The organism is Ancylobacter polymorphus (assembly GCF_022836935.1).
Classification (GTDB): Bacteria; Pseudomonadota; Alphaproteobacteria; order Rhizobiales; family Xanthobacteraceae; genus Ancylobacter; species Ancylobacter polymorphus_A.
In genome coordinates this window covers 2,294,783-2,312,880 of sequence record NZ_CP083239.1, presented here as the reverse complement: position 1 = coordinate 2,312,880, position 18,098 = coordinate 2,294,783, and the positions used below count along the sequence as shown (strand labels likewise).

Sequence of the window (18,098 nt, the reverse complement as noted above, 5' to 3'; positions counted from 1 at the left end):
TACGCGCGAGCGAAAGGGGCTGACGCAATTCTGTCGCACGCTTCCTGCGCCACGCGACCTTAGAGGCAGGAGGTCAGCTCCGGCCCCTCGCGCGGGATGCGCGCCTGCAGGTTTCCCGCCAGCCGGTTCAGCCCTCGTCCCGGCTTTCCGGCATTGCGGTTGTGCGGATTGGGCAGCATGACCGCGAGCAGCGCCGCCTGTCGTGCCGTCAGATCGCGGGCGGAGCGACCGAAGGCCCGCTGCGCGCCGGCCTCGACGCCGAACTCCCCATCCGGCCCCCATTCGGCGATGTTGAGGTAGATCTCCAGCTGGCGGTGCTTGGTCATAACCGCGTTGAGATACAGCGCCAGCGGCAGTTCCAGCCCCTTGCGGATGACGCTGCGGCCGTTCCATAGGAACAGGTTCTTGGCGAGCTGCATGGTGATGGTGGAGGCTCCGCGCGGCGCGTTGAGCCCGTCCGATTCGTCGATCACCCCCTGCAGTTCCACCATGTCGATGCCGGAATGGGAGCAGAAGCGCGCATCCTCCGAGGCCAGCACGGAACGGATGAGCGTCGGCGAAATCTCGTCGAGAGGCAGCCACACCCGTTCCACACGCTGGCCGGTGACCCAGCGGCCGAGCATCAGCGTGGAGGGCGCGGGCAGCACATTATAGAGAAGACCCAGCACGAGCGGTGTCGCCACCACCACGACTGCGATCTTCCACGCCCAGCTCCACACCCGACCCATGCGTTCTCCCCGCCCCGGGCACTGTAGCCGCCCCGCTTCCGCCGGTCGACCGGGACGGGCTGCGGCAATCGCCTCGCTTGACCCCACCGCCCGCCTCGGGCACGCAACGCATTACCCCTCTTGAACGATCCCTCGGTCCGATGCCCCCCGCCGAAAACCGCCCTCCCCTCGCCGTTGCACTCGCCGCCACCGCCGATTCCGTCGCGGCCTATATCGACGACGCCATCGCCCGCAGCGGAGCTCCGGGCGAGCGGCTAGCGATGGCAATGCGGCACGCGACCCTCGCCGGCGGCAAAAGGCTGCGCCCCTTCCTAGTGATCGAATCGGCGGCGCTGTTCGGTGTCCCCTCGCATGCGGCGATGCCGGCAGCGGCGGCTCTGGAGTGCATCCACTGCTACTCGCTGGTGCATGACGACCTGCCCGCCATGGACAATGACGATATGCGGCGCGGCCGGCCGACCGTGCACCGCGCCTATGATGAGGCCACAGCGATTCTGGCGGGCGACGGGTTGCTGACCCTCGCCTTCGAGATCCTGGCGGATGACGCGACCGACACGGATCCGGCGGTGCGCCTCGCGCTCATCGCCAGTCTGGCCCGCGCAGCGGGAGTGGCAGGGATGATCGGCGGGCAGATGCTCGACCTCGCCGCAGAGGGGCGATTCGCGAAAGGCGTGGCGCACGGCGTCCCGCTCGACCTGCCGGCCGATTCCATCATCGAGTTGCAAGCGATGAAGACCGGCGCGCTGCTGCGCCAGGCCTGCGAGGCCGGCGCGCTGCTGGGGCGGGCAAGTCCCCCTGAGCGCGCCAGCCTGGACCGCTACGCCCGCGCCGTCGGCCGCGCCTTCCAGATCGCCGACGACCTGCTCGATGTCGAGGGCGAAGCGGGGCTGGTGGGCAAGGCCGTGGGCAAGGATGCCGCCGCCGGCAAGGCCACATTGGTCGGAAAGCTGGGCATTGAGGGGGCGCGGGCAGAGCTTGCGCGGCTGGTTGGCGAGGCGGAAGCGGCCCTTGCCGGCTTTGGCAGCGCGGCCACACTTCTCGTGGAAGCGGCATATTTCATCGCCGATCGGCGCAATTAGGACTTTCATCATCTCGACGGAACGATAAGTTCCGGGCAATGTTGTACCGAACGAGACCGTCCGCGCCGCGCGACGCGACCGTTTCCTGGAGGTTGAGATGCGTGTCGCCCTGTTCGCCCTTGCCGCTCTTGTCGCCGGCTCAGCCGTCGTCGCCACGGCCCCTGCCCAGGCGCAGGACAGCAACCGCATCATTATTCGCAAGCTGCCGCCGCGCTCCTATCTCGATCCCGGCCCCGTGGTGAAGCCCGGCACGGCGCGCGACCTCAATTACATCTATGTCGCCCAGTCGGTGTATCCGCAGTATGGCAATGATGGTGGCATTACCGGCATTCGCTGGCCGCTGCCGAGCCGCTTCGATCTGCCGGGTTACTGATTCGCCCCGTCTTTTTCGGCGCCTCGCCTGACGACACCGAAGCCCGGCTTCCGCCGGGCTTTTTCATGCGCCGAACCGCGACACAAAAGCCCGGACAGGAAAAAGCCCGGCACGAGCCGGGCTTTTCATGAGCTTGGAGAGAGGTCCGGCGGCTCAGTTGGCCTTGTCGAGTTCGGCGAGGATGGCGTCGCCCATGCCTGACGTGCCGACCCGAGTCTTGCCCTCGGAATAGATGTCGGCCGTACGCACGCCGCCCGCCAGCACGCCGGCGATCGCCGCCTCAATGCGGTCGGCGGCTTCCAGCTCGCCGAAGGAATAGCGCAGCGCCATGGCCAGCGAGCCGATCATCGCGATCGGGTTGGCGAGCCCCTTGCCAGCGATATCCGGCGCGGCGCCGTGCACGGGCTCATAGAGCGCGCGACGTCGGCCGGAGACTTCCTCGACACCGCCCAGCGAGGCCGAGGGCAGCATGCCGAGCGAACCGGTGAGCATCGCCGCGACGTCCGAGAGAATGTCGCCGAACAGGTTGTCGGTGACGATCACGTCGAACTGCTTGGGCGCGCGCACCAGCTGCATGCCGCAGGAATCCGCCAGCTGATGCTCCAGATGCACGTCCTCATAAGCCGAGCCGTGCACCTCGCTCACCACCTGCTTCCACAGCAGGCCGGTCTTCATCACATTGTGCTTCTCGGTGGAGACCACCTTGTTCCGGCGGGTGCGGGCAAGCTCGAAGGCGACGCGGGCAATGCGCTCGATCTCGTAGGATTCATAGACTTGGGTGTCGACGGCACGCTTCTGGCCATCGCTGAGGTCGGTGATGGTCTTGGGCTCGCCGAAATAGACGCCGCCGGTCAGTTCGCGCACGATCAGCACGTCGAGCCCCTCGACCAGCTCGCGCTTGAGGCTGGAGGCGTCGGCGAGGGCGGGGTAGCACACGGCGGGGCGCAGATTGGCGAAAAGCTGCAGGTCCTTGCGCAGGCGCAGCAGGCCCGCCTCAGGCCGGTCCTCATAGGGCACATTCGCCCATTTGGTGCCGCCCACGGCGCCGAGCAGGATCGCATCCGCCGCGAAGGCCTTGGCCATCGCCTCCTCGGAGATCGGCTGGCCGCAGGAATCATAGGCGGCCCCGCCGACGAGGTCTTCCTCGATGGCGAAGGAGGCGACCCCGCGCCGGTCAAGCCAGTCGATGACCCGCTTCACCTCGGCCATCACTTCGACGCCGATACCGTCGCCGGGAAGAAGCAGGAGCTTGTGGGTCGCCATGGTTTCCTCGCATTCGCCTGTGGCCCGAGCCTCTGTCTCAGGCGAAGCGTTGCTAATCGCTAAGCCTGACGCTGGCAAGACATTGGCCGGCCCGGCGCGGGCGAGGCCCCCTCGCGCGAAAGAAAAAAGCCGCCGGCGCGCAAACGCCAGCGGCCTGGAGCCGGATCCGATTGAAGCAAGACGAGCGGATCGCGCTCGAGTGGGACGAGTTTAGGCGTCACCCCGAGAGGTGGCCGGGGGGCATGCCGGCACCCGTTCTACGCAGCCTCTGCCCCGTTAGATCGTCTTGCGCGACATTTCTCCGGCGATGAAATCCGCCTGGCGCAGCGCCAGGGCGACGATGGTCAGCGTCGGGTTCTCGGCACCGCCGGTGGTGAACTGGCTGCCATCGGCGATGAACAGGTTCGGGATGTCGTGCGTCTGCCCGTGCTTGTTCACCACGCCGTCGCGCGCCTTCTCGCTCATCCGGTTGGTGCCGAGATTATGCGTCGAGGGGTAAGGCGGCGTCGGGAAGGTACGAACAGCGCCGACCGAATCGTAGATCGCCGCCCCACGGCTATAGGCGTGGTTGCGCATGGCGACATCGTTGGGGTGATCGTCGAAATGCACATTGGCCACCGGCAGGCCGTACTGGTCCTTCACGTCCGTGTTGAGGGTGACGCGGTTGGTCTCCTGCGGCATGTCCTCGCCGACGATCCACAGCCCGGCCATGTTCACATAGCCATCCATGGCGGAGGTGAAGGAACGGCCCCAGCCGCCGGGATCGAGGAAGGCGGCCATGAAGGGCACGCCGAGCGAGAGCGTCTCCATCTCGTAGCCGCCGGCGAAGCCGCGCTTGGTGTCGTTCCTCGCCTCGTCGCGGACGATGCCGGCCATGGTGGTGCCGCGATACATGTGCACCGGCTTCTCGAAGATGCCGTAGACCGAGCCGGTCATGTGCCGCATGTAGTTGCGCCCCACCTGCCCCGAGGAATTGGCGAGCCCGTCCGGGAACATGGCGCTGGCGGAGTTCAGCAGCAGGCGCGGGCTTTCGATGGAGTTGCCGGCCACGGCAACGATACGCGCCTTCTGGCGCTGGGTCTTGCCGTCCTTGTCGACATAGACGACGCCTGTCACCTTGCCGGAAGCATCGTGCTCGATCTTCTGCACCATGCTCTGCGGTCGCACTTCCAGATTGCCGGTGGCCTCGCCGCGCGGAATCTCGGCGATCAGCGTCGACCATTTCGCGCCCGACTTGCAGCCCTGGAAGCAGAAGCCGATCTGCTGGCAGGAACCACGGTCGGCGCGCGGCTCGCTGTTGATCGCCATCCGGCCGGTCGAGACCTCCTGGTAGCCGATCTTCTTCGCCCCGGCCTCGAACACCTTGAAGTTGTTGTTGCCGGGCAGGCCGGGAATGCCGTTGGTGCGGGTCACGCCCATCCGATCCTCGGCCTTGGCGTACCAGGGCTCCAGCTCGGCCAGCGTGATTGGCCAGTCGAGCAGATTGGCGCCGTCAATGTCGCCATAGGTGGTGCGGGTCTTGAACTCGTGCTCCTGGAAGCGCAGCGACGCGCCGGCCCAATGCACGGAGGAGCCGCCCACCGCCTTGACGATCCAGGCGGGGAGGTTGGGGAAGTTTTTATGCACCCGCCATGAGCCGGAGGTGGTGCGCATGTCTTTCCAGGCGAGCTGGGAGAAGCTTTCCCACTCGTTGTTGACGAAATCTTCCATGTTGTGGCGCTGGCCGGCTTCAAGGATCACCACCTTGATGCCCTTGAGCGCCAGCTCAGTGCCGAGCGTGCCGCCGCCGGCGCCGGAGCCGACGATGACCACGACGGAATCGTCATTCAGATCGAAGGGTGCGGACATGGGTTGAGCCTCCCCTCACAGCCAGGCGATGTCGTTGAAGCCGCGGTCGATGTAACCGCCCTTGTCGGCCGAGGAGCCCTCATAGCCGAAGATCGGCCACACCTCCTCCTGGTTGTAGAGGCCGACCACGAGGCCGCCGCGCACCTTCTGGAAGAAGGCGCTGTCCTCGATCTCGCGCAGCACCGCCACCCGCTGGTCCTCCCAGCCGACATCGGCATAGGCAACGCCGTATTTGGCCTTGGACAGGGTATCGAGGGTGATGACGCCGTCCTCGACCAGCGCCTTCAGCGCCGGGTCCTTGGCCGCGTCCGCCTCATAGGGCTTCATGGCAATGGCGTAGAAGCGGTCGGGGATGCGGTCATGCGGGTAGACGTCGCGCGCCATGACGATGAGCGTCCGCATCGTCTCCGGCTTCAGCGCGGTGACTTCCAGCCCCCACGCCTCGCGCGGGTTGAGCACGGCCGCGCCGCTCACCATCAGCGCCCCGGCGGCACCGAGGCCGGCGAGCACGGCACGGCGTGAAGGGCCGCGCCTGTCGATCAGTGTTGGCATTGTTACCTCCCGGTACTTTTATCTATTATTTTGTGATATCGGCGCCGCTTGGCGTATCGGCGCGGTCGTTCAGCGGTAGCGGCCGTGTTTCTGCAGCACCTCGATCTTGTAACCATCGGGATCGGTGACGAAAAAGAACTTGGCCAGCAGCGCGCCCTCGTGGAAAAACTCCTTGACCGGCTGCGGATTGAGGCCAGCTTCTGTGAAGCGCGCGTGCTCGGCGTCAAGATCATCGACCACAAAAGCGATATGCCCGTAGCCGTCGCCCAGCACATAGGGCTCGGTGCGGTCGTGGTTGATGGTCAGTTCGACCTCGAAATCGGCTTCCGGATTGCGCAGATAGACCAGCGTGAAGCCGTCAAAGGGAAGCCGCTGCGCGATCGTCAGCCCGAAGGCCCGCGCGTAGAAATCCACCGAGCGCGCCTCATCCAGCACGCGGATCATCGAATGAATGGCCTTCGCCACCTGTACCTCCGACCTTGAACCTCACTTCGGCGACGCAGGTCGCCTTGAGGAGGATGCTAGGCCGCAGAGGGAGCGGCAGGTGGTAGACCGCTAACACATCACCACGATGTGCATTGCCGACGGACGGTGCCCGCGCGCTATTCGGCGGCGTGCAGATGCACCCGCCCGCTCTCGCAGAGATAGCGCTCGCGGGCGGCCGCAGGGGCGATGCCGGCAGGGCGCAGCTCGGCGAGATAAATCAGACAGGAGCAGCGCAGCAGCGAGGCGAAGTTGCGCACCTCGCCATGCAGTTCCAGCACCTCGTCATGCAGCTTGGTGACGAATTTGCCCAGACTCATGCCCTGATGGGCGGCGACCTCTTCGAGCACGGTCCAGAAGGCGGCTTCGAGGCGAATCGAGGTGGAATGGCCGCCGATACGCACCGAGCGCGTCTGGCTGTCATAGGTTTCGGGCGCCTGGCCGGCGAAGATGTGGCACATGGAGCGTCTCCCGGGGTGTTCTCGTTTTGAACGATTCCATCCCGAGACGCGGGCGCTGTAAAGCGAAAAGGCTTCGAGGCTGGGCTCAGCCTTGCCGGCGTGCCGTTACCTCGATCTCGATCTTCATCTGCGGTTGCAGCAACCCCGCGACGATGAGCGTGGCGGCGGGTCGGGCCTTGGCGAAATACTGGCCGAAGATCGGAAAGACGGTCGCGGCGTAGGCCGCTTCGGTCACGATGTAGCGCACGCGCACCACATCATCGAGGCTAGCACCCGCCTCCGCCAGCGCGGCGGCAATGTTGCGGAAGCAGCCATGGGTCTGCGCCACCAGATCCTCCGGCAGCTCCATGGCGGCGTAGTCATAGCCTGTGGTGCCGGAGACGAAGATGTCGTTCCCATCCACCACGGCGCGGGAATAGCCGGCCTCCGCCTCGAAGGCGGAGCCGGAAGAGATGCGGCGACGCTCGGCCATTCAAACCTCCCGCGAGGCGCCGCGACATGGCGGCGCCAGCACGCTCTGGCCCAGGGGCGCTCAGGCCCAAGGGCGCTCTTCGGCGAGCTTGTCCTCATAGGACGCGATCTTGTCCGCCTTCACCTGGGTGAGGCCGATATCGTCGAGGCCGTTGAGCAGGCAGTGCTTGCGGAACGGGTCGATGTCGAACGAGATCGAGCCGCCGTCCGGGCCGGTGATGGTCTGGCTTTCGAGATCGACGGTGATCTTGGCATTGGCGCCCCGCGCCGCGTCGTCGAACAGAGCCGCCAGTTGCTCCGGCGTCACCCGGATCGGCAGGATGCCGTTCTTGAAGCAGTTATTGTAGAAGATGTCGGCGAAGGAGGTCGAGATCACGCAGCGAATGCCGAAGTCGAGCAGCGCCCAGGGCGCGTGCTCGCGCGAGGAGCCGCAGCCGAAATTATCACCGGCGATCAGAATCTGCGCGCCCTTATAGGCGGGCTTATTGAGCACGAAGTCAGGATTGTCCGAGCCGTCTTCCTTGTAGCGCAGTTCTGAGAACAGCCCGGTGCCGAGCCCGGTGCGCTTGATCGTCTTGAGATACTGCTTCGGGATGATCATGTCGGTGTCGACATTGACCAGATGCAGCGGCGCCGCGACGCCGGTCAGGGTGGTGAACTTGTCCACGGCACTCTCCTCAGATTCCGGAGGCGGCGCGTGCCGCTCCCCGTCAGATATTCCGCCTTCGCGGCTGATGTGACCTGACGACGCGCCGTTGGCAACCCGCCCCCCTTGCGAGGTCAGCGGCGGGGCAGCATGCGGCGCAGCACGTCGTCCTTGAGGACGTGGTGATGCACCAGAGCCGCCGCCGCGTGCAGCAGGGCCAGCACGACCAGCGCATTCGCCAGAAGCTCGTGCCACTCGATGACCTGGCCGGCGGCTGTCCGGTCCACCTCCACCGGAGAGGGAATCGTGAACAGGCCGAAGAACGTCACCTCATTGCCGCGCAGGAAGGCGAGATAGATGCCGACCAGAGGTGTTGCGACCAGCAGGACATAAAGCAGCACATGAACCGTCGTCGAGGCCAGGTGAACCGGCCGCGACAAAGCCGCCGAGGGCGGCGGCACCGGCCCGGCAAGCCGCGCCACAAGGCGCAGGATGACGAAGCCGAGAATCGTCAGACCCACGGAGATGTGGGTCCACCAGATGAGCGCGCGTCCGGGCGTGCCGCGCGCGAAGAAATCTTCGAGATAGGTGACGCCATAGGTGACGACGATCGCGAGCACCGTCAGCCAGTGAAGCGCCCGCAGCGGCAGGCTGTAGCAGGGCTCGGCAGAGGGAACGGATGAATTTGACATGGGCTTTGCCTCGTCTCTCCATTTGGAGAGATTCTAAGCAGAGCCTTACTCCGTTCCCATGCGGTCCGCTACGTATCCGCCTCCTCCTCGATCCGCTCCATGTCCTCGTCCGACAGACCGAAATGATGGCCGATCTCGTGCACGAGCACATGGGTGACGATATCGCCCAGCGTCTCCTCATTCTCCGCCCAATAGTCGAGGATCGGGCGGCGATAGAGGAAGATCATGTTGGGCAGCACGCCGGTCGCCAGCTCGTAGCCCTGCGCCAGACCGATGCCCTGGAACAGGCCGAGCAGATCGAACGGCGTCTCCGCCTCCATCTCCTTCAGCACCTCATCGGTCGGGAAATCCTCGACCCGGATGACGAGATTGCCGCACAGGGCGCGGAATTCCTCGGGCAGGCGGGCATAGGCCTCCTCAGCCATGGCCTCCATCTCCGCCAGCGAGGGCGCCCCGCGCTTCAGCCAATCCGCACTCATGGTCTCACCGCAGATAGGTCACGAGAAGATAGACGGCGAGCGAGAAGGCGACGACCACGGCCAGCCCCCGCCCGATGCGACGGCCCCACATTTCCATGGGGTCGTCGGGCGGAGGTTCCCAGAACGGATCGCCCCTCATCGCGGCGCCCTCCCCCGTGCGTTCAGCCCGCCCGCGGCCAGCTGCGCACGTCGACGAAACGACCGGCGATCGCCGCCGCCGCCGCCATGGCGGGCGAGACGAGATGGGTGCGGCCCTTGAAGCCCTGCCGGCCCTCGAAATTACGGTTCGAGGTGGAGGCGCAGCGCTCCTCCGGACCGAGCTTGTCGGCGTTCATGGCCAGGCACATGGAGCAACCCGGCTCGCGCCAGTCGAAGCCCGCCGCCTTGAAGATGGCGTCGAGCCCCTCGGCCTCGGCCTGCAGCTTCACCAGCCCCGAACCCGGCACGATCATGCCGGAGACGCCCTCACGCACCTTGTGGCCGCGCACGATGGACGCGGCGGCACGCAGATCCTCGATGCGGGCATTGGTGCAGGAGCCGATGAACACCTTGTCGATGGCGATGTCGGTGATCTTCGTGCCGGCGGTCAGGCCCATATAGGCCAGCGCGCGCTTCTTGGCCTCGCGCTTGTCGGCGTCGTGGATCAGTTCGGGGTCGGGCACCGTGCCTTCCACCGAGATCACGTCCTCCGGGCTGGTGCCCCAGGAGACGATGGGCGGCAGGGCGGCGCCGTCGAGGCGGATTTCCTTGTCGAAGAAGGCGCCGTCATCCGTGCGCAGCGTGTCCCAATAGCGCAGCGCCGCGTCCCAGGCGGCGCCCTTGGGGGCGCGCGGGCGGTCCTTCACATAGGCATAGGTGGTCTCGTCAGGCGCCACCATGCCGGCGCGCGCCCCGCCCTCGATCGACATGTTGCAGACCGTCATACGGCCTTCCATGGTGAGGTTGCGGAAAACCTCACCGGCATATTCGATGACATAGCCGGTGCCGCCGGCGGTGCCGGTGGCGCCGATGATGGCGAGCGTCACGTCCTTGGCGGTCACGCCCTCGGGCAGCCGGCCATCGACCAGCACCCGCATGTTCTTGCTCTTCTTCTGGATCAGCGTCTGGGTGGCGAGCACATGCTCGACCTCGGACGTGCCGATGCCATGGGCGAGCGCGCCGAACGCACCATGCGTCGAGGTGTGGCTGTCGCCGCAGACGATGGTGGTGCCAGGCAGGGTAAAGCCCTGCTCCGGGCCGATGACGTGGACGATGCCCTGGCGCTTGTCGAGTTCGTTGAAATACTCGACCCCGAATTCGCGGGCATTCTCGGCCAGCGTCTCCACCTGGGTGCGGCTCTCGGGATCGTCGATGCCGAAGCGGCGGTCGGTGGTCGGGACGTTGTGATCGACCACAGCCAGCGTCTTCGACGGCGCGTGCACGCGGCGACCCGCCACGCGCAGCCCTTCGAAGGCCTGCGGGCTGGTGACTTCATGCACCAGATGCCGGTCGATATAGAGGAGGCAGGTGCCGTCCTCCTGGCGGTCGATGACGTGGTCGTCGAAAATCTTGTCGTACAGGGTGCGGGGAGCGGACGTGCTCATGCTGGGCGTCTCATGCGATGAGGAAAACAGGGGCGGGCAGCAGCGCGGCCGGGAGCACGAAGCCAAAAGGCGGCTCCGGGCGGCGCTCAGCTAAGCCCGGCGACCGCGCAGGCGGTGAAGCGTCCGAAAAAGCGCGCCGGCAGGCGGACATGGTCCGGCACGGCGGCGAAACCGATGGTGGTCGGCAGGCGACGGCGGGCCTCGGGTCGAGCGGCACCGGGCGCCGGCGAGGTCGCCGCGCCGCAAGTAGCCGTGATCGAGAAGCCCTGCGCCATCATGGAACCCTTCTAGCAAGTCTCGGCGCGGCAAACAATCGCTGCCAGCCAGCCCCGCCCGGATCTGCGCTGCACGAGGGCGTGAAGGCAACGGTCGGAATGATTGGAATAATGTATTCCAAAGTAAATTGCCGCGTTTAGTGCGGAAACCGCGTCATCTCTCGCCAACTATATTCGATGTGGCGCAACGTCATGCGTGGCGTTAAGCTGATTCGGGGAAGGGAGGGGAATGATGCGCCTGTCCGATATCGCCTTGATCGCCGCGACATTCGCCACTTTCGCCGCTGTGGAAGCCGGCAATCGCGTGGAAATGCGGCCGCAGGAAGCGGCAAAGATCCAGCATCCGCAATTGATTACCTGCCCGCTGCGCAAGCCGGACTTCGCCACCGTCATGCAGGCTGCGATGCTCGGCGACGGCACGCTGCTGGTCGAGCAGCAGACCAACACCCGCGTCTCCCATATCAAGGACTGCTGACGCGCGCCGGCACACCATTCCGTAACGGCATCATCCTCTGGACAGGGTCAGGCGTCGGTGGCAATCCCGTTCCTCGTTGCGAACGAGGATCATGCGATGCTCCGGCTCTTCCTGCTCATGCTGGCGCTTGCGGCGGCGCCGGCGACCGGCCGCAGCAGCGATCTCCCCGAGGGCTTTGTGCGGCTGCACAGCCTCGCCCCCACCATTCGCCATGAGATGCGCTATGCCGGCAGCCACAATTTCGTCGGCCGCCCGATCGCCGGCTATGACGCGCCGGACTGCGTTCTCACCCGTCCCGCGGCCGAGGCGCTGGCTGCCGCCGCGCGGGAGCTGGCGCCAGAGGGGCTCGGCCTGAAGGTCTATGATTGCTACCGCCCGGCACGAGCTGTCGCCGCTTTTGTCGCTTGGGCGAAGGACCTGTCCGACGAGACGATGAAGCCGGAGTTCTATCCCCGCGTGCCCAAGAGCGAGCTTTTTGCCCGTGGCTACATCGCCGAGAAGTCCGGTCACAGCCGGGGCAGCACGGTCGATCTCGCGCTGGTGAGGCTGGAGCAGGCCCCCGCCAAACCTTGGAGGCCCGGCGACCCACTGGCGGATTGCGCCCTCCCGGCCGGCCAGCGCTACGCTGACGCGACACTGGATTTCGGCACCGGCTATGACTGTTTCGATGTGAAGGCGCATCACGGCGCCGCCGGCATCGCGGCGGAGGTCACCGCCAATCGCGAGACGCTGAAGGCACTGATGCAGCGCCACGGCTTTAGGCCCTATGCCGAAGAATGGTGGCACTACACGCTGGCGAACGAGCCTTTCCCCGACACCTATTTCGATTTTCCCGTCACAGCTGCGCCCTGAACGGCACCCGGCGCGGGACAAATGAAAAGGGCGGCCGAAGCCGCCCTGAACGTCCTTCATCGCCCGGCCGAAGCCGGAGCCCGCCTCACTCGGCCGCGACCGGGGCGGCGCCCTTCTTGCGGCTGCCGGCGTTCTTGTCCTGGCGCTCGGCGATACGGGCCGACTTGCCGCGACGGTCGCGCAGGTAATAGAGCTTGGCGCGGCGCACCTTGCCGCGACGGACAACCTTCAGGCTGTCGATGTTCGGCGAGTAGAGCGGGAACACGCGCTCGACGCCTTCGCCGTAGGAAATCTTGCGGACGGTGAAGCTCTCATTGATGCCGCCGCCATTGCGGGCGATCACGACGCCCTCATAGGCCTGTACGCGGGTGCGCTCGCCTTCCTTCACCTTCACATTGACGATGACGGTATCGCCCGGCTGGAAGTCGGGGATAGCGCGTACTTCGGCCAGCTTGGCAGCCTGCTCGATGTCGAGCTCGCGGATAATATCGACCATTTCTATCACCTCAGGCAGGATCGTCCGTGGCACGTCAGGCCCGGACGCCCGCATCTTGCTGTTGTCAGTTGGTAGTGACGGCGCGCCCTATACGCGAAACGCGCGGGTTTGTCATTCCCCCTTCGTCGCAGAACCGTCACGCGCGGCGCGATAAGCCGACCACAGATCAGGCCGGCGCTCCCGCGTCACCGCCTCCGCCTGCTCGCGCCGCCAGCGGGCGACCTTGGCATGGTCGCCGCCGGTGAGGATGGCGGGGATCTCAAGCCCTTCGAAGCTCTGGGGGCGTGTGTATTGCGGATATTCCAGCAGGCCGGCGGAAAAACTCTCCTCGGTGCCGGATTCCGGATGCCCCATCACCCCCGGCAGCAGCCGCACGCAGGCGTCGAGCAGCACCAGCGCGCCAATCTCGCCGCCGGAGAGAACCACATCGCCGACGGACACCTCCTCCAGCCCGCGCGCGGCGACGAGGCGGTCATCGACCCCCTCGAAGCGGCCGCAGATGATGACGACGCCCTCCCCAGCGCTCAGTTCACGCACGCGCTTCTGGGTCAGCGGCGTGCCGCGCGGCGTCATCAGCAGGCGCGGACGGGTGTCGCCCTCCGGTGCGGCGGCATCCACCGCGCGGGCGAGCACATCCACCCGCATCACCATGCCCGGCCCGCCGCCGGCCGGCGTGTCGTCGACCGATCGGTGGCGATCAGTGGCGTGGTCGCGCGGGTCGACCGTCTCCAGCGCCCAGCCGCCCTGCGCCAGAGCGCGCCCGGCCAGCGACAGGCCGAGCGGGCCGGGAAACATGTCGGGGAAGATGGTGAGAACCGAGGCGCGCCACATGAGCGGGCCCCTAACCCTGGTCCGCCTCAGGCGGCGGGGCTTCCTCGCGCACCCATTCGCCGGGATCGACGACAAGGCGGCCCGCCTTGATGTCGACCTGCGGCACCACCGCCTTGGTGAAGGGCAGCATCAGCGTCTTGCCGCCGGCTTCCGGGGTGATTTCCAGAATATCGCCGGCGCCGAAATCATGCACCGCCACTACCTTGCCGAAGGGCGCGCCTTCCAGGGTCTCGACGGCGAGGCCGATCAGGTCGGCATGGTAGAAATCGTCCTCCTCCTCCGGCTCGGGGAGCAGGTCGCGGGCGATGAACACGCCCTGATTGGTCAGCGCCTCCGCCGCCTCGCGGGTATCGACGCCCTCCAGCCGGGCGACGAAATGCTCCTTGGCCGGCCGCAGCGTCTTGATGCGAAACACGCGCGTGCCCACCTCGTCGGTCAGCGGCGCGTAGTCCATCAGCGAAGCCGGATCATCGGCGAAGATGAACAGCCGCACCTCGCCGCGCACGCCATGCGGCGCGCCGATACGGGCGAGGAGAATGCGGTCCTGGGGCATGGGGTGCGCTCTGAAATGGCCATCCTTCGAGGCTCGCCCCGAAGGAGGCTCAAGCGGGGCGACGCAAAGCCGCCCCGCCCAAACTCACTCCGCCGAAGCGGCGGCAGCGGCGGCGGCTTCGGCAGCCTTGGCGGCCTCAGCGGCGCGCTCCTGCGCCTTCTTGCCGGGGACGGCCTTGTTCGGGTTGTTGCGCGGGGAGCGCTTCACCAGTTCGAGGCTGTCAAGGAAGCGGGCGACGCGGTCGGTCGGCTGGGCGCCCTTGGCGAGCCAGGCCTTGGCCTTCTCGGTGTCGAGCGTGAAGCGGTCGGCGGCGTCCTTGGGCTTCAGCGGATCGAAGGTGCCGATCTTCTCGATGAAGCGGCCATCGCGCGGGGAGCGCGAATCGGCGACGACGATGCGGTAATAGGGACGCTTCTTGGCGCCGCCACGGGCGAGACGGATCTTGAGGGACATGCGGGTCTTCCTTTCAGCAGTTTTGTTCGGTTCGTCGGTTGGTCGGCCGCATCCCGGATGATGAAGGCGGAGCGAACGGAGATCCGGGATCGCTGACCGCCAGGCGGAGAACGATCCCGGATCGCCGCCTGCGGCGCCGTCCGGGATGACAGGCTGGATTCAAGGCACGTCGTTCGTCACTTCTTCTTTCCCGGGAAGCCCGGCAGGCCAGGCAACCCGCCCGGCTTGGTTCCCAGCCCCGGCAGCCCGCCCGGCAGGCCGGGCATGTTGCCGGGGAAATTCGGCGGCAGACCGCCACCGGGCAGGCCGCCCGGCATCTTCTCGGCCATCTGCTTCAATTGCTCGGGGCTCGGCATCCCGCCGCCCCCGCCAAGGCCGAACATGGAGGCGAGCCCGGCCATCGGGCCGCGCTTGGCGCCGGGGGCACCCATCGCCTTCATCATGTCCGCCATCTGGCGGTGCATCTTCATCAGCCGGTTGACGTCCTCGACCTTGGTGCCCGAGCCGGCAGCGATGCGCTTGCGGCGGGAGGCGTCGAGCAGCTTGGGATTGCGCCGCTCCTTCTTGGTCATCGAATCGATGATCGCCTTCTGCCGCTTCAGCACGCCGTCATTCATGCCGGAGGCGGCGAGCTGGTTCTTCATCTTGCCGACGCCGGGCAGCATGCCCATCAGCCCGCCAAGGCCGCCGAGCTTCTCCATCTGGTCGAGCTGCATGCGCAGATCATTGAGGTCGAACTGCCCCTTGCGCATGCGCTCGGCGGCGGCCATCGCCTTTTCGGCGTCGAGATTCTCGACCGCCTTCTCGACCAGCGAGACCACATCGCCCATGCCGAGGATGCGGCCGGCGACGCGGCGAGGATCGAAATCCTCCAGCGCGTCCATCTTTTCGCCGGTGCCGAGCAGCTTGATCGGCTTGCCGGTGACGGCGCGCATGGAAAGGGCGGCACCGCCGCGCCCGTCGCCATCGGCGCGGGTCAGCACGATGCCGGTGAGACCGACGCGCGCGTCAAACGCCTTGGCAGTGTTCACCGCGTCCTGGCCGGTGAGGCTGTCGGCGACGAGCAGCACTTCGTGCGGCTTGGTCGCGGCCTTCACCTCGGCCACTTCCGCCATCAGCGCCTCGTCCAGCGTGACGCGGCCGGCAGTGTCGAGCATCACCACGTCGTAGCCGCCGAGACGGGCGGCTTCCATGGCGCGGCGGGCGATCTGCACGGCGGACTGGCCGGCGACGATCGGCAGGGTGGCGACCCCCACCTGGGTGCCGAGCGTGGCCAGCTGCTCCATCGCCGCCGGGCGGCGGGTGTCGAGCGAGGCCATCAGCACCTTGCGGTTGCCGCGCTCGGTGAGGCGTTTGGCGATCTTGGCGGTGGAGGTGGTCTTGCCCGAGCCCTGCAGGCCGACCATCAGCACCGGCACCGGCGGCGCGGCGTCGAGGTCGATCGCCTTGGCGTCGGAGCCGAGCATGGCGACGAGTTCGTCATTGACGATCTTCACCACCATCTGGCCGGGGGTGACCGACTTGATCACCTCGGCACCGACCGCGCGCGTCCTCACCTTGTCGGTGAAGGAGCGCACCACGTCGAGCGCCACATCGGCCTCGATCAGAGCCCGGCGCACCTCGCGCATGGCCTCGTTCACGTCGGCCTCGGTGAGGGCGCCGCGTCGTTTCAGCCGGTCGAGTATGCCGCCAAGGCGGTCGGTCAATGAATCGAACATGCGTTCGCTCCGGTGCTTTCCCACAGCTCACAGCGCAATGCCGAACGGCGCCCGAGGGCGCAAAGCGCTGTCGGGCGTTGACCTCCGGTCTCGGGGACCGGGCGGCGGATCGGCTCGCGGGTTGTGCGAGGATGCCGGCTTGGTAAGCGCCGCCCGCCGCCAAGTCAAGTTTTGACGGCCCTTTGCGGGAGAGTACGGAGGTCACAGCCGCGTAACAGCCCCATCCTATAGCGTGCCCACCCTCGCGAGGAACCCGGTCATGACCCACGACACCGCCCCCCTCCCCGTCACCAGCGAGAGCGCCGCCGATGACTGTGCCGCCCTGTTCGAGACGCTGCTCTCACTGCGCGCGGCGGTGGTCGAGGAAGCCGCCCCGCTCATCGAGCGATTCCGGCGCGAGGCCGGCCGCGAGGACGCGGCGCTGGACAATCTCGCCTATTATCTCGCGCTGCGTCGGCATGAACTGCGCCCGCTGCAGCGGCAGCTGATGCGGCGCGGCCTGTCCTCGCTCGGCCGGCTGGAGAGCCGGGTACTGCCGACTCTCGACGCGGTGCTGGCGGCCCTCGCGGCGCTGGCGGGTCGCCCCGCCCCCTTCGCCATGCCGGACGAGACCGCCTTTTTCGCCGGCGCGGACCGCCTCGACGCCGCCGCGGTGGCGAGCCTCGGTCCGGAGCGGGCGGGGCGCTACACCCGCATCATGGTAACCCTGCCCGGCGAGGCGGCGGACGATCCGGCATTCATCCTCGCGCTGGCGCGGGCCGGCATGGATGTCGCCCGCATCAACTGCGCCCATGACACACCGGATGCGTGGCGTCGCATGGCCGAACATGTGCGCGTGGCAGGCGGGGCGGTTGGGCGCCCCATTGCCGTGCTGATGGACGTTGCCGGGCCGAAGATCCGCACCGGCGCCGTGCTGCCGATGCGCAAGGGCAAGCCTTCCGGCCGGCTGCTGCCGGGCGACACGCTTCGCCTGGTCGCCGAGGGCGAACCGCGCGTAGACGAGGGCGCGCTGTTCAGCGCCGCCGTCTCGCTGCCGGAGATCGTCACCCGCCTCGCGGTCGGCCACCGCGTGCGCTATGACGACGGCAAGGTGGAAGCGGTGGTCGAGAGCGTGCGCGAGGGCGAGGCGATCCTGCGCACTCTCCACACGCGGCCCGGCGGCACCAAGCTCAAGCCGGAAAAGGGCATCAACCTGCCCGACACCGCGCTTGGCCTCTCGCCGCTGACCGACAAGGACGATGCCGATCTCGCCACCGTCATCGAATGCGCCGATCTCATCGGCTATTCCTTCGTCAGCCGGCCGGAAGATCTCGATCTGCTCGACGCCGCCATCGCCCGCCATGGCGCGGGGCGCGAGCGCCCGCTCGGCCTGATGGCCAAGATCGAACGCCCGGAGGCGGTGCGCAACCTGCCCGATCTGATCGCCCGCGCCGCCCGCTCCGGGACGTTCAGCGTGATGATCGCGCGCGGCGACCTCGCGGCCGAAATCGGCTTCGAGCGGCTCGCGGAAATGCAGGAAGAGCTGCTGTGGATCTGCGAGGCCGCCGCCGTTCCCGCGATTTGGGCGACGCAGGTGCTGGAGGATCTGGTGCGCGACGGCATTCCCTCACGCGGCGAAATGACCGATGCCGCCATGGCCGCCCGCGCCGAATGCGTGATGCTCAACAAGGGTCCGGCGGTGGTGGAAGCGGTTCAACTGCTCGACCGGCTGCTCGGCCGCATGGCCGACCATCTCGACAAGAAGACCCCGACCCTGCGGGCGCTGCGCTCCTGGTAAGGCCATCGGC

General features: G+C 67.1%; 23 protein-coding genes. 5 read left to right on the top strand and 18 right to left on the bottom strand.

Annotated features, from left to right (window positions below; all coding sequences use genetic code 11):
- Nucleotides 1–59: 59 nt before the first annotated feature.
- Nucleotides 60–728, bottom strand: a complete 669-nt coding sequence (locus tag K9D25_RS10910) for a biosynthetic peptidoglycan transglycosylase (RefSeq protein ID WP_244375162.1) — start codon at nt 726–728, stop codon at nt 60–62.
- Nucleotides 729–868: 140 nt separating this feature from the next.
- Here K9D25_RS10910 and K9D25_RS10905 point away from each other — a divergent pair, with 140 nt between their 5' ends.
- The gene (locus K9D25_RS10905; RefSeq protein ID WP_244375161.1) at nt 869–1,807 is read left to right on the top strand and encodes a polyprenyl synthetase family protein; all 939 of its coding nucleotides are present in this window, start codon (nt 869–871) and stop codon (nt 1,805–1,807) included.
- A gap of 97 nt (nt 1,808–1,904) precedes the next feature.
- The gene (locus tag K9D25_RS10900; protein ID WP_244375160.1) at nt 1,905–2,180 is read left to right on the top strand and encodes a hypothetical protein; all 276 of its coding nucleotides are present in this window, start codon (nt 1,905–1,907) and stop codon (nt 2,178–2,180) included.
- A 153-nt stretch (nt 2,181–2,333) separates the two neighbouring features.
- Here the strand turns inward: K9D25_RS10900 and leuB are convergent, their stop codons facing one another.
- The 12 genes from leuB to K9D25_RS10845 form a co-directional block, all read right to left on the bottom strand.
- Nucleotides 2,334–3,443, bottom strand: coding sequence for a 3-isopropylmalate dehydrogenase (gene leuB / locus K9D25_RS10895; protein WP_244375159.1), 1,110 nt, complete (start codon nt 3,441–3,443; stop codon nt 2,334–2,336).
- 276 nt (nt 3,444–3,719) lie between these two features.
- Entirely contained in the window at nt 3,720–5,291 is a 1,572-nt protein-coding gene (locus K9D25_RS10890) for a GMC family oxidoreductase (protein ID WP_244375158.1), read from the bottom strand.
- A 15-nt stretch (nt 5,292–5,306) separates the two neighbouring features.
- Complete coding sequence (locus tag K9D25_RS10885) at nt 5,307–5,843, bottom strand: twin-arginine translocation signal domain-containing protein (RefSeq protein ID WP_244375157.1); 537 nt, start codon at nt 5,841–5,843, stop codon at nt 5,307–5,309.
- Between the two features lie 69 nt (nt 5,844–5,912).
- Nucleotides 5,913–6,308, bottom strand: coding sequence for a VOC family protein (locus K9D25_RS10880; protein ID WP_244375156.1), 396 nt, complete (start codon nt 6,306–6,308; stop codon nt 5,913–5,915).
- Nucleotides 6,309–6,445: 137 nt separating this feature from the next.
- The gene (locus K9D25_RS10875; RefSeq protein ID WP_244375155.1) at nt 6,446–6,787 is read right to left on the bottom strand and encodes a ribbon-helix-helix domain-containing protein; all 342 of its coding nucleotides are present in this window, start codon (nt 6,785–6,787) and stop codon (nt 6,446–6,448) included.
- Nucleotides 6,788–6,872: 85 nt separating this feature from the next.
- Nucleotides 6,873–7,259, bottom strand: a complete 387-nt coding sequence (locus K9D25_RS10870; RefSeq protein ID WP_244375154.1) for a RidA family protein — start codon at nt 7,257–7,259, stop codon at nt 6,873–6,875.
- A gap of 60 nt (nt 7,260–7,319) precedes the next feature.
- Nucleotides 7,320–7,925 carry a 3-isopropylmalate dehydratase small subunit gene (gene leuD, locus K9D25_RS10865; RefSeq protein WP_244375153.1) on the bottom strand — a complete coding sequence of 202 codons (606 nt, stop codon included), beginning with the start codon at nt 7,923–7,925 and terminating at the stop codon, nt 7,320–7,322.
- Between the two features lie 113 nt (nt 7,926–8,038).
- Nucleotides 8,039–8,596, bottom strand: coding sequence for a cytochrome b (locus K9D25_RS10860; RefSeq protein ID WP_244375152.1), 558 nt, complete (start codon nt 8,594–8,596; stop codon nt 8,039–8,041).
- A 68-nt stretch (nt 8,597–8,664) separates the two neighbouring features.
- On the bottom strand, nt 8,665–9,075 hold the full coding sequence (locus K9D25_RS10855; protein ID WP_244375151.1) for a metallopeptidase family protein: 411 nt from the start codon (nt 9,073–9,075) through the stop codon (nt 8,665–8,667).
- 4 nt (nt 9,076–9,079) lie between these two features.
- Nucleotides 9,080–9,214: a hypothetical protein gene (locus K9D25_RS24925; RefSeq protein WP_279613731.1), complete on the bottom strand. Its 135-nt coding sequence runs from the start codon at nt 9,212–9,214 to the stop codon at nt 9,080–9,082.
- A gap of 22 nt (nt 9,215–9,236) precedes the next feature.
- Complete coding sequence (gene leuC, locus K9D25_RS10850; RefSeq protein ID WP_244375150.1) at nt 9,237–10,658, bottom strand: 3-isopropylmalate dehydratase large subunit; 1,422 nt, start codon at nt 10,656–10,658, stop codon at nt 9,237–9,239.
- A gap of 86 nt (nt 10,659–10,744) precedes the next feature.
- Nucleotides 10,745–10,936, bottom strand: coding sequence for a hypothetical protein (locus tag K9D25_RS10845; protein ID WP_244375149.1), 192 nt, complete (start codon nt 10,934–10,936; stop codon nt 10,745–10,747).
- 229 nt (nt 10,937–11,165) lie between these two features.
- On the opposite strand from K9D25_RS10845, the gene K9D25_RS10840 reads away from it, so the two are divergent.
- Both K9D25_RS10840 and K9D25_RS10835 read left to right on the top strand, forming a co-directional pair.
- Nucleotides 11,166–11,408 (top strand): hypothetical protein, encoded by a 243-nt coding sequence (locus K9D25_RS10840; protein ID WP_244375148.1) that lies wholly within the window; start codon nt 11,166–11,168, stop codon nt 11,406–11,408.
- Nucleotides 11,409–11,504: 96 nt separating this feature from the next.
- The gene (locus tag K9D25_RS10835; protein ID WP_244375147.1) at nt 11,505–12,260 is read left to right on the top strand and encodes a M15 family metallopeptidase; all 756 of its coding nucleotides are present in this window, start codon (nt 11,505–11,507) and stop codon (nt 12,258–12,260) included.
- A gap of 85 nt (nt 12,261–12,345) precedes the next feature.
- Here K9D25_RS10835 and rplS read toward each other — a convergent pair whose 3' ends face one another.
- The 5 genes from rplS to ffh form a co-directional block, all read right to left on the bottom strand.
- Entirely contained in the window at nt 12,346–12,756 is a 411-nt protein-coding gene (gene rplS, locus K9D25_RS10830; protein WP_244375146.1) for a 50S ribosomal protein L19, read from the bottom strand.
- Between the two features lie 111 nt (nt 12,757–12,867).
- Nucleotides 12,868–13,587: a tRNA (guanosine(37)-N1)-methyltransferase TrmD gene (gene trmD, locus K9D25_RS10825; protein ID WP_244375145.1), complete on the bottom strand. Its 720-nt coding sequence runs from the start codon at nt 13,585–13,587 to the stop codon at nt 12,868–12,870.
- Nucleotides 13,588–13,597: 10 nt separating this feature from the next.
- Nucleotides 13,598–14,140: a ribosome maturation factor RimM gene (gene rimM / locus K9D25_RS10820; protein WP_244375144.1), complete on the bottom strand. Its 543-nt coding sequence runs from the start codon at nt 14,138–14,140 to the stop codon at nt 13,598–13,600.
- 84 nt (nt 14,141–14,224) lie between these two features.
- Complete coding sequence (gene rpsP / locus K9D25_RS10815) at nt 14,225–14,593, bottom strand: 30S ribosomal protein S16 (RefSeq protein ID WP_244375143.1); 369 nt, start codon at nt 14,591–14,593, stop codon at nt 14,225–14,227.
- A 176-nt stretch (nt 14,594–14,769) separates the two neighbouring features.
- Nucleotides 14,770–16,311, bottom strand: coding sequence for a signal recognition particle protein (gene ffh, locus K9D25_RS10810; RefSeq protein ID WP_244375142.1), 1,542 nt, complete (start codon nt 16,309–16,311; stop codon nt 14,770–14,772).
- 259 nt (nt 16,312–16,570) lie between these two features.
- On the opposite strand from ffh, the gene K9D25_RS10805 reads away from it, so the two are divergent.
- Complete coding sequence (locus K9D25_RS10805; protein WP_244375141.1) at nt 16,571–18,088, top strand: pyruvate kinase; 1,518 nt, start codon at nt 16,571–16,573, stop codon at nt 18,086–18,088.
- The last annotated feature ends 10 nt before the right edge of the window (nt 18,089–18,098 follow it).

Coding starts and splice junctions, on each gene's coding strand:
- K9D25_RS10910 (WP_244375162.1), bottom strand. CDS start 728: ATGGGTCGGGTGTGGAGCTGGGCGTGGAAGATCGCAGTCGTGGTGGTG.
- K9D25_RS10905 (WP_244375161.1), top strand. CDS start 869: ATGCCCCCCGCCGAAAACCGCCCTCCCCTCGCCGTTGCACTCGCCGCC.
- K9D25_RS10900 (WP_244375160.1), top strand. CDS start 1,905: ATGCGTGTCGCCCTGTTCGCCCTTGCCGCTCTTGTCGCCGGCTCAGCC.
- leuB (WP_244375159.1), bottom strand. CDS start 3,443: ATGGCGACCCACAAGCTCCTGCTTCTTCCCGGCGACGGTATCGGCGTC.
- K9D25_RS10890 (WP_244375158.1), bottom strand. CDS start 5,291: ATGTCCGCACCCTTCGATCTGAATGACGATTCCGTCGTGGTCATCGTC.
- K9D25_RS10885 (WP_244375157.1), bottom strand. CDS start 5,843: ATGCCAACACTGATCGACAGGCGCGGCCCTTCACGCCGTGCCGTGCTC.
- K9D25_RS10875 (WP_244375155.1), bottom strand. CDS start 6,787: ATGTGCCACATCTTCGCCGGCCAGGCGCCCGAAACCTATGACAGCCAG.
- K9D25_RS10870 (WP_244375154.1), bottom strand. CDS start 7,259: ATGGCCGAGCGTCGCCGCATCTCTTCCGGCTCCGCCTTCGAGGCGGAG.
- K9D25_RS10860 (WP_244375152.1), bottom strand. CDS start 8,596: ATGTCAAATTCATCCGTTCCCTCTGCCGAGCCCTGCTACAGCCTGCCG.
- K9D25_RS10855 (WP_244375151.1), bottom strand. CDS start 9,075: ATGAGTGCGGATTGGCTGAAGCGCGGGGCGCCCTCGCTGGCGGAGATG.
- K9D25_RS24925 (WP_279613731.1), bottom strand. CDS start 9,214: ATGAGGGGCGATCCGTTCTGGGAACCTCCGCCCGACGACCCCATGGAA.
- leuC (WP_244375150.1), bottom strand. CDS start 10,658: ATGAGCACGTCCGCTCCCCGCACCCTGTACGACAAGATTTTCGACGAC.
- K9D25_RS10845 (WP_244375149.1), bottom strand. CDS start 10,936: ATGATGGCGCAGGGCTTCTCGATCACGGCTACTTGCGGCGCGGCGACC.
- K9D25_RS10840 (WP_244375148.1), top strand. CDS start 11,166: ATGCGCCTGTCCGATATCGCCTTGATCGCCGCGACATTCGCCACTTTC.
- K9D25_RS10835 (WP_244375147.1), top strand. CDS start 11,505: ATGCTCCGGCTCTTCCTGCTCATGCTGGCGCTTGCGGCGGCGCCGGCG.
- rplS (WP_244375146.1), bottom strand. CDS start 12,756: ATGGTCGATATTATCCGCGAGCTCGACATCGAGCAGGCTGCCAAGCTG.
- trmD (WP_244375145.1), bottom strand. CDS start 13,587: ATGTGGCGCGCCTCGGTTCTCACCATCTTCCCCGACATGTTTCCCGGC.
- rimM (WP_244375144.1), bottom strand. CDS start 14,140: ATGCCCCAGGACCGCATTCTCCTCGCCCGTATCGGCGCGCCGCATGGC.
- rpsP (WP_244375143.1), bottom strand. CDS start 14,593: ATGTCCCTCAAGATCCGTCTCGCCCGTGGCGGCGCCAAGAAGCGTCCC.
- ffh (WP_244375142.1), bottom strand. CDS start 16,311: ATGTTCGATTCATTGACCGACCGCCTTGGCGGCATACTCGACCGGCTG.
- K9D25_RS10805 (WP_244375141.1), top strand. CDS start 16,571: ATGACCCACGACACCGCCCCCCTCCCCGTCACCAGCGAGAGCGCCGCC.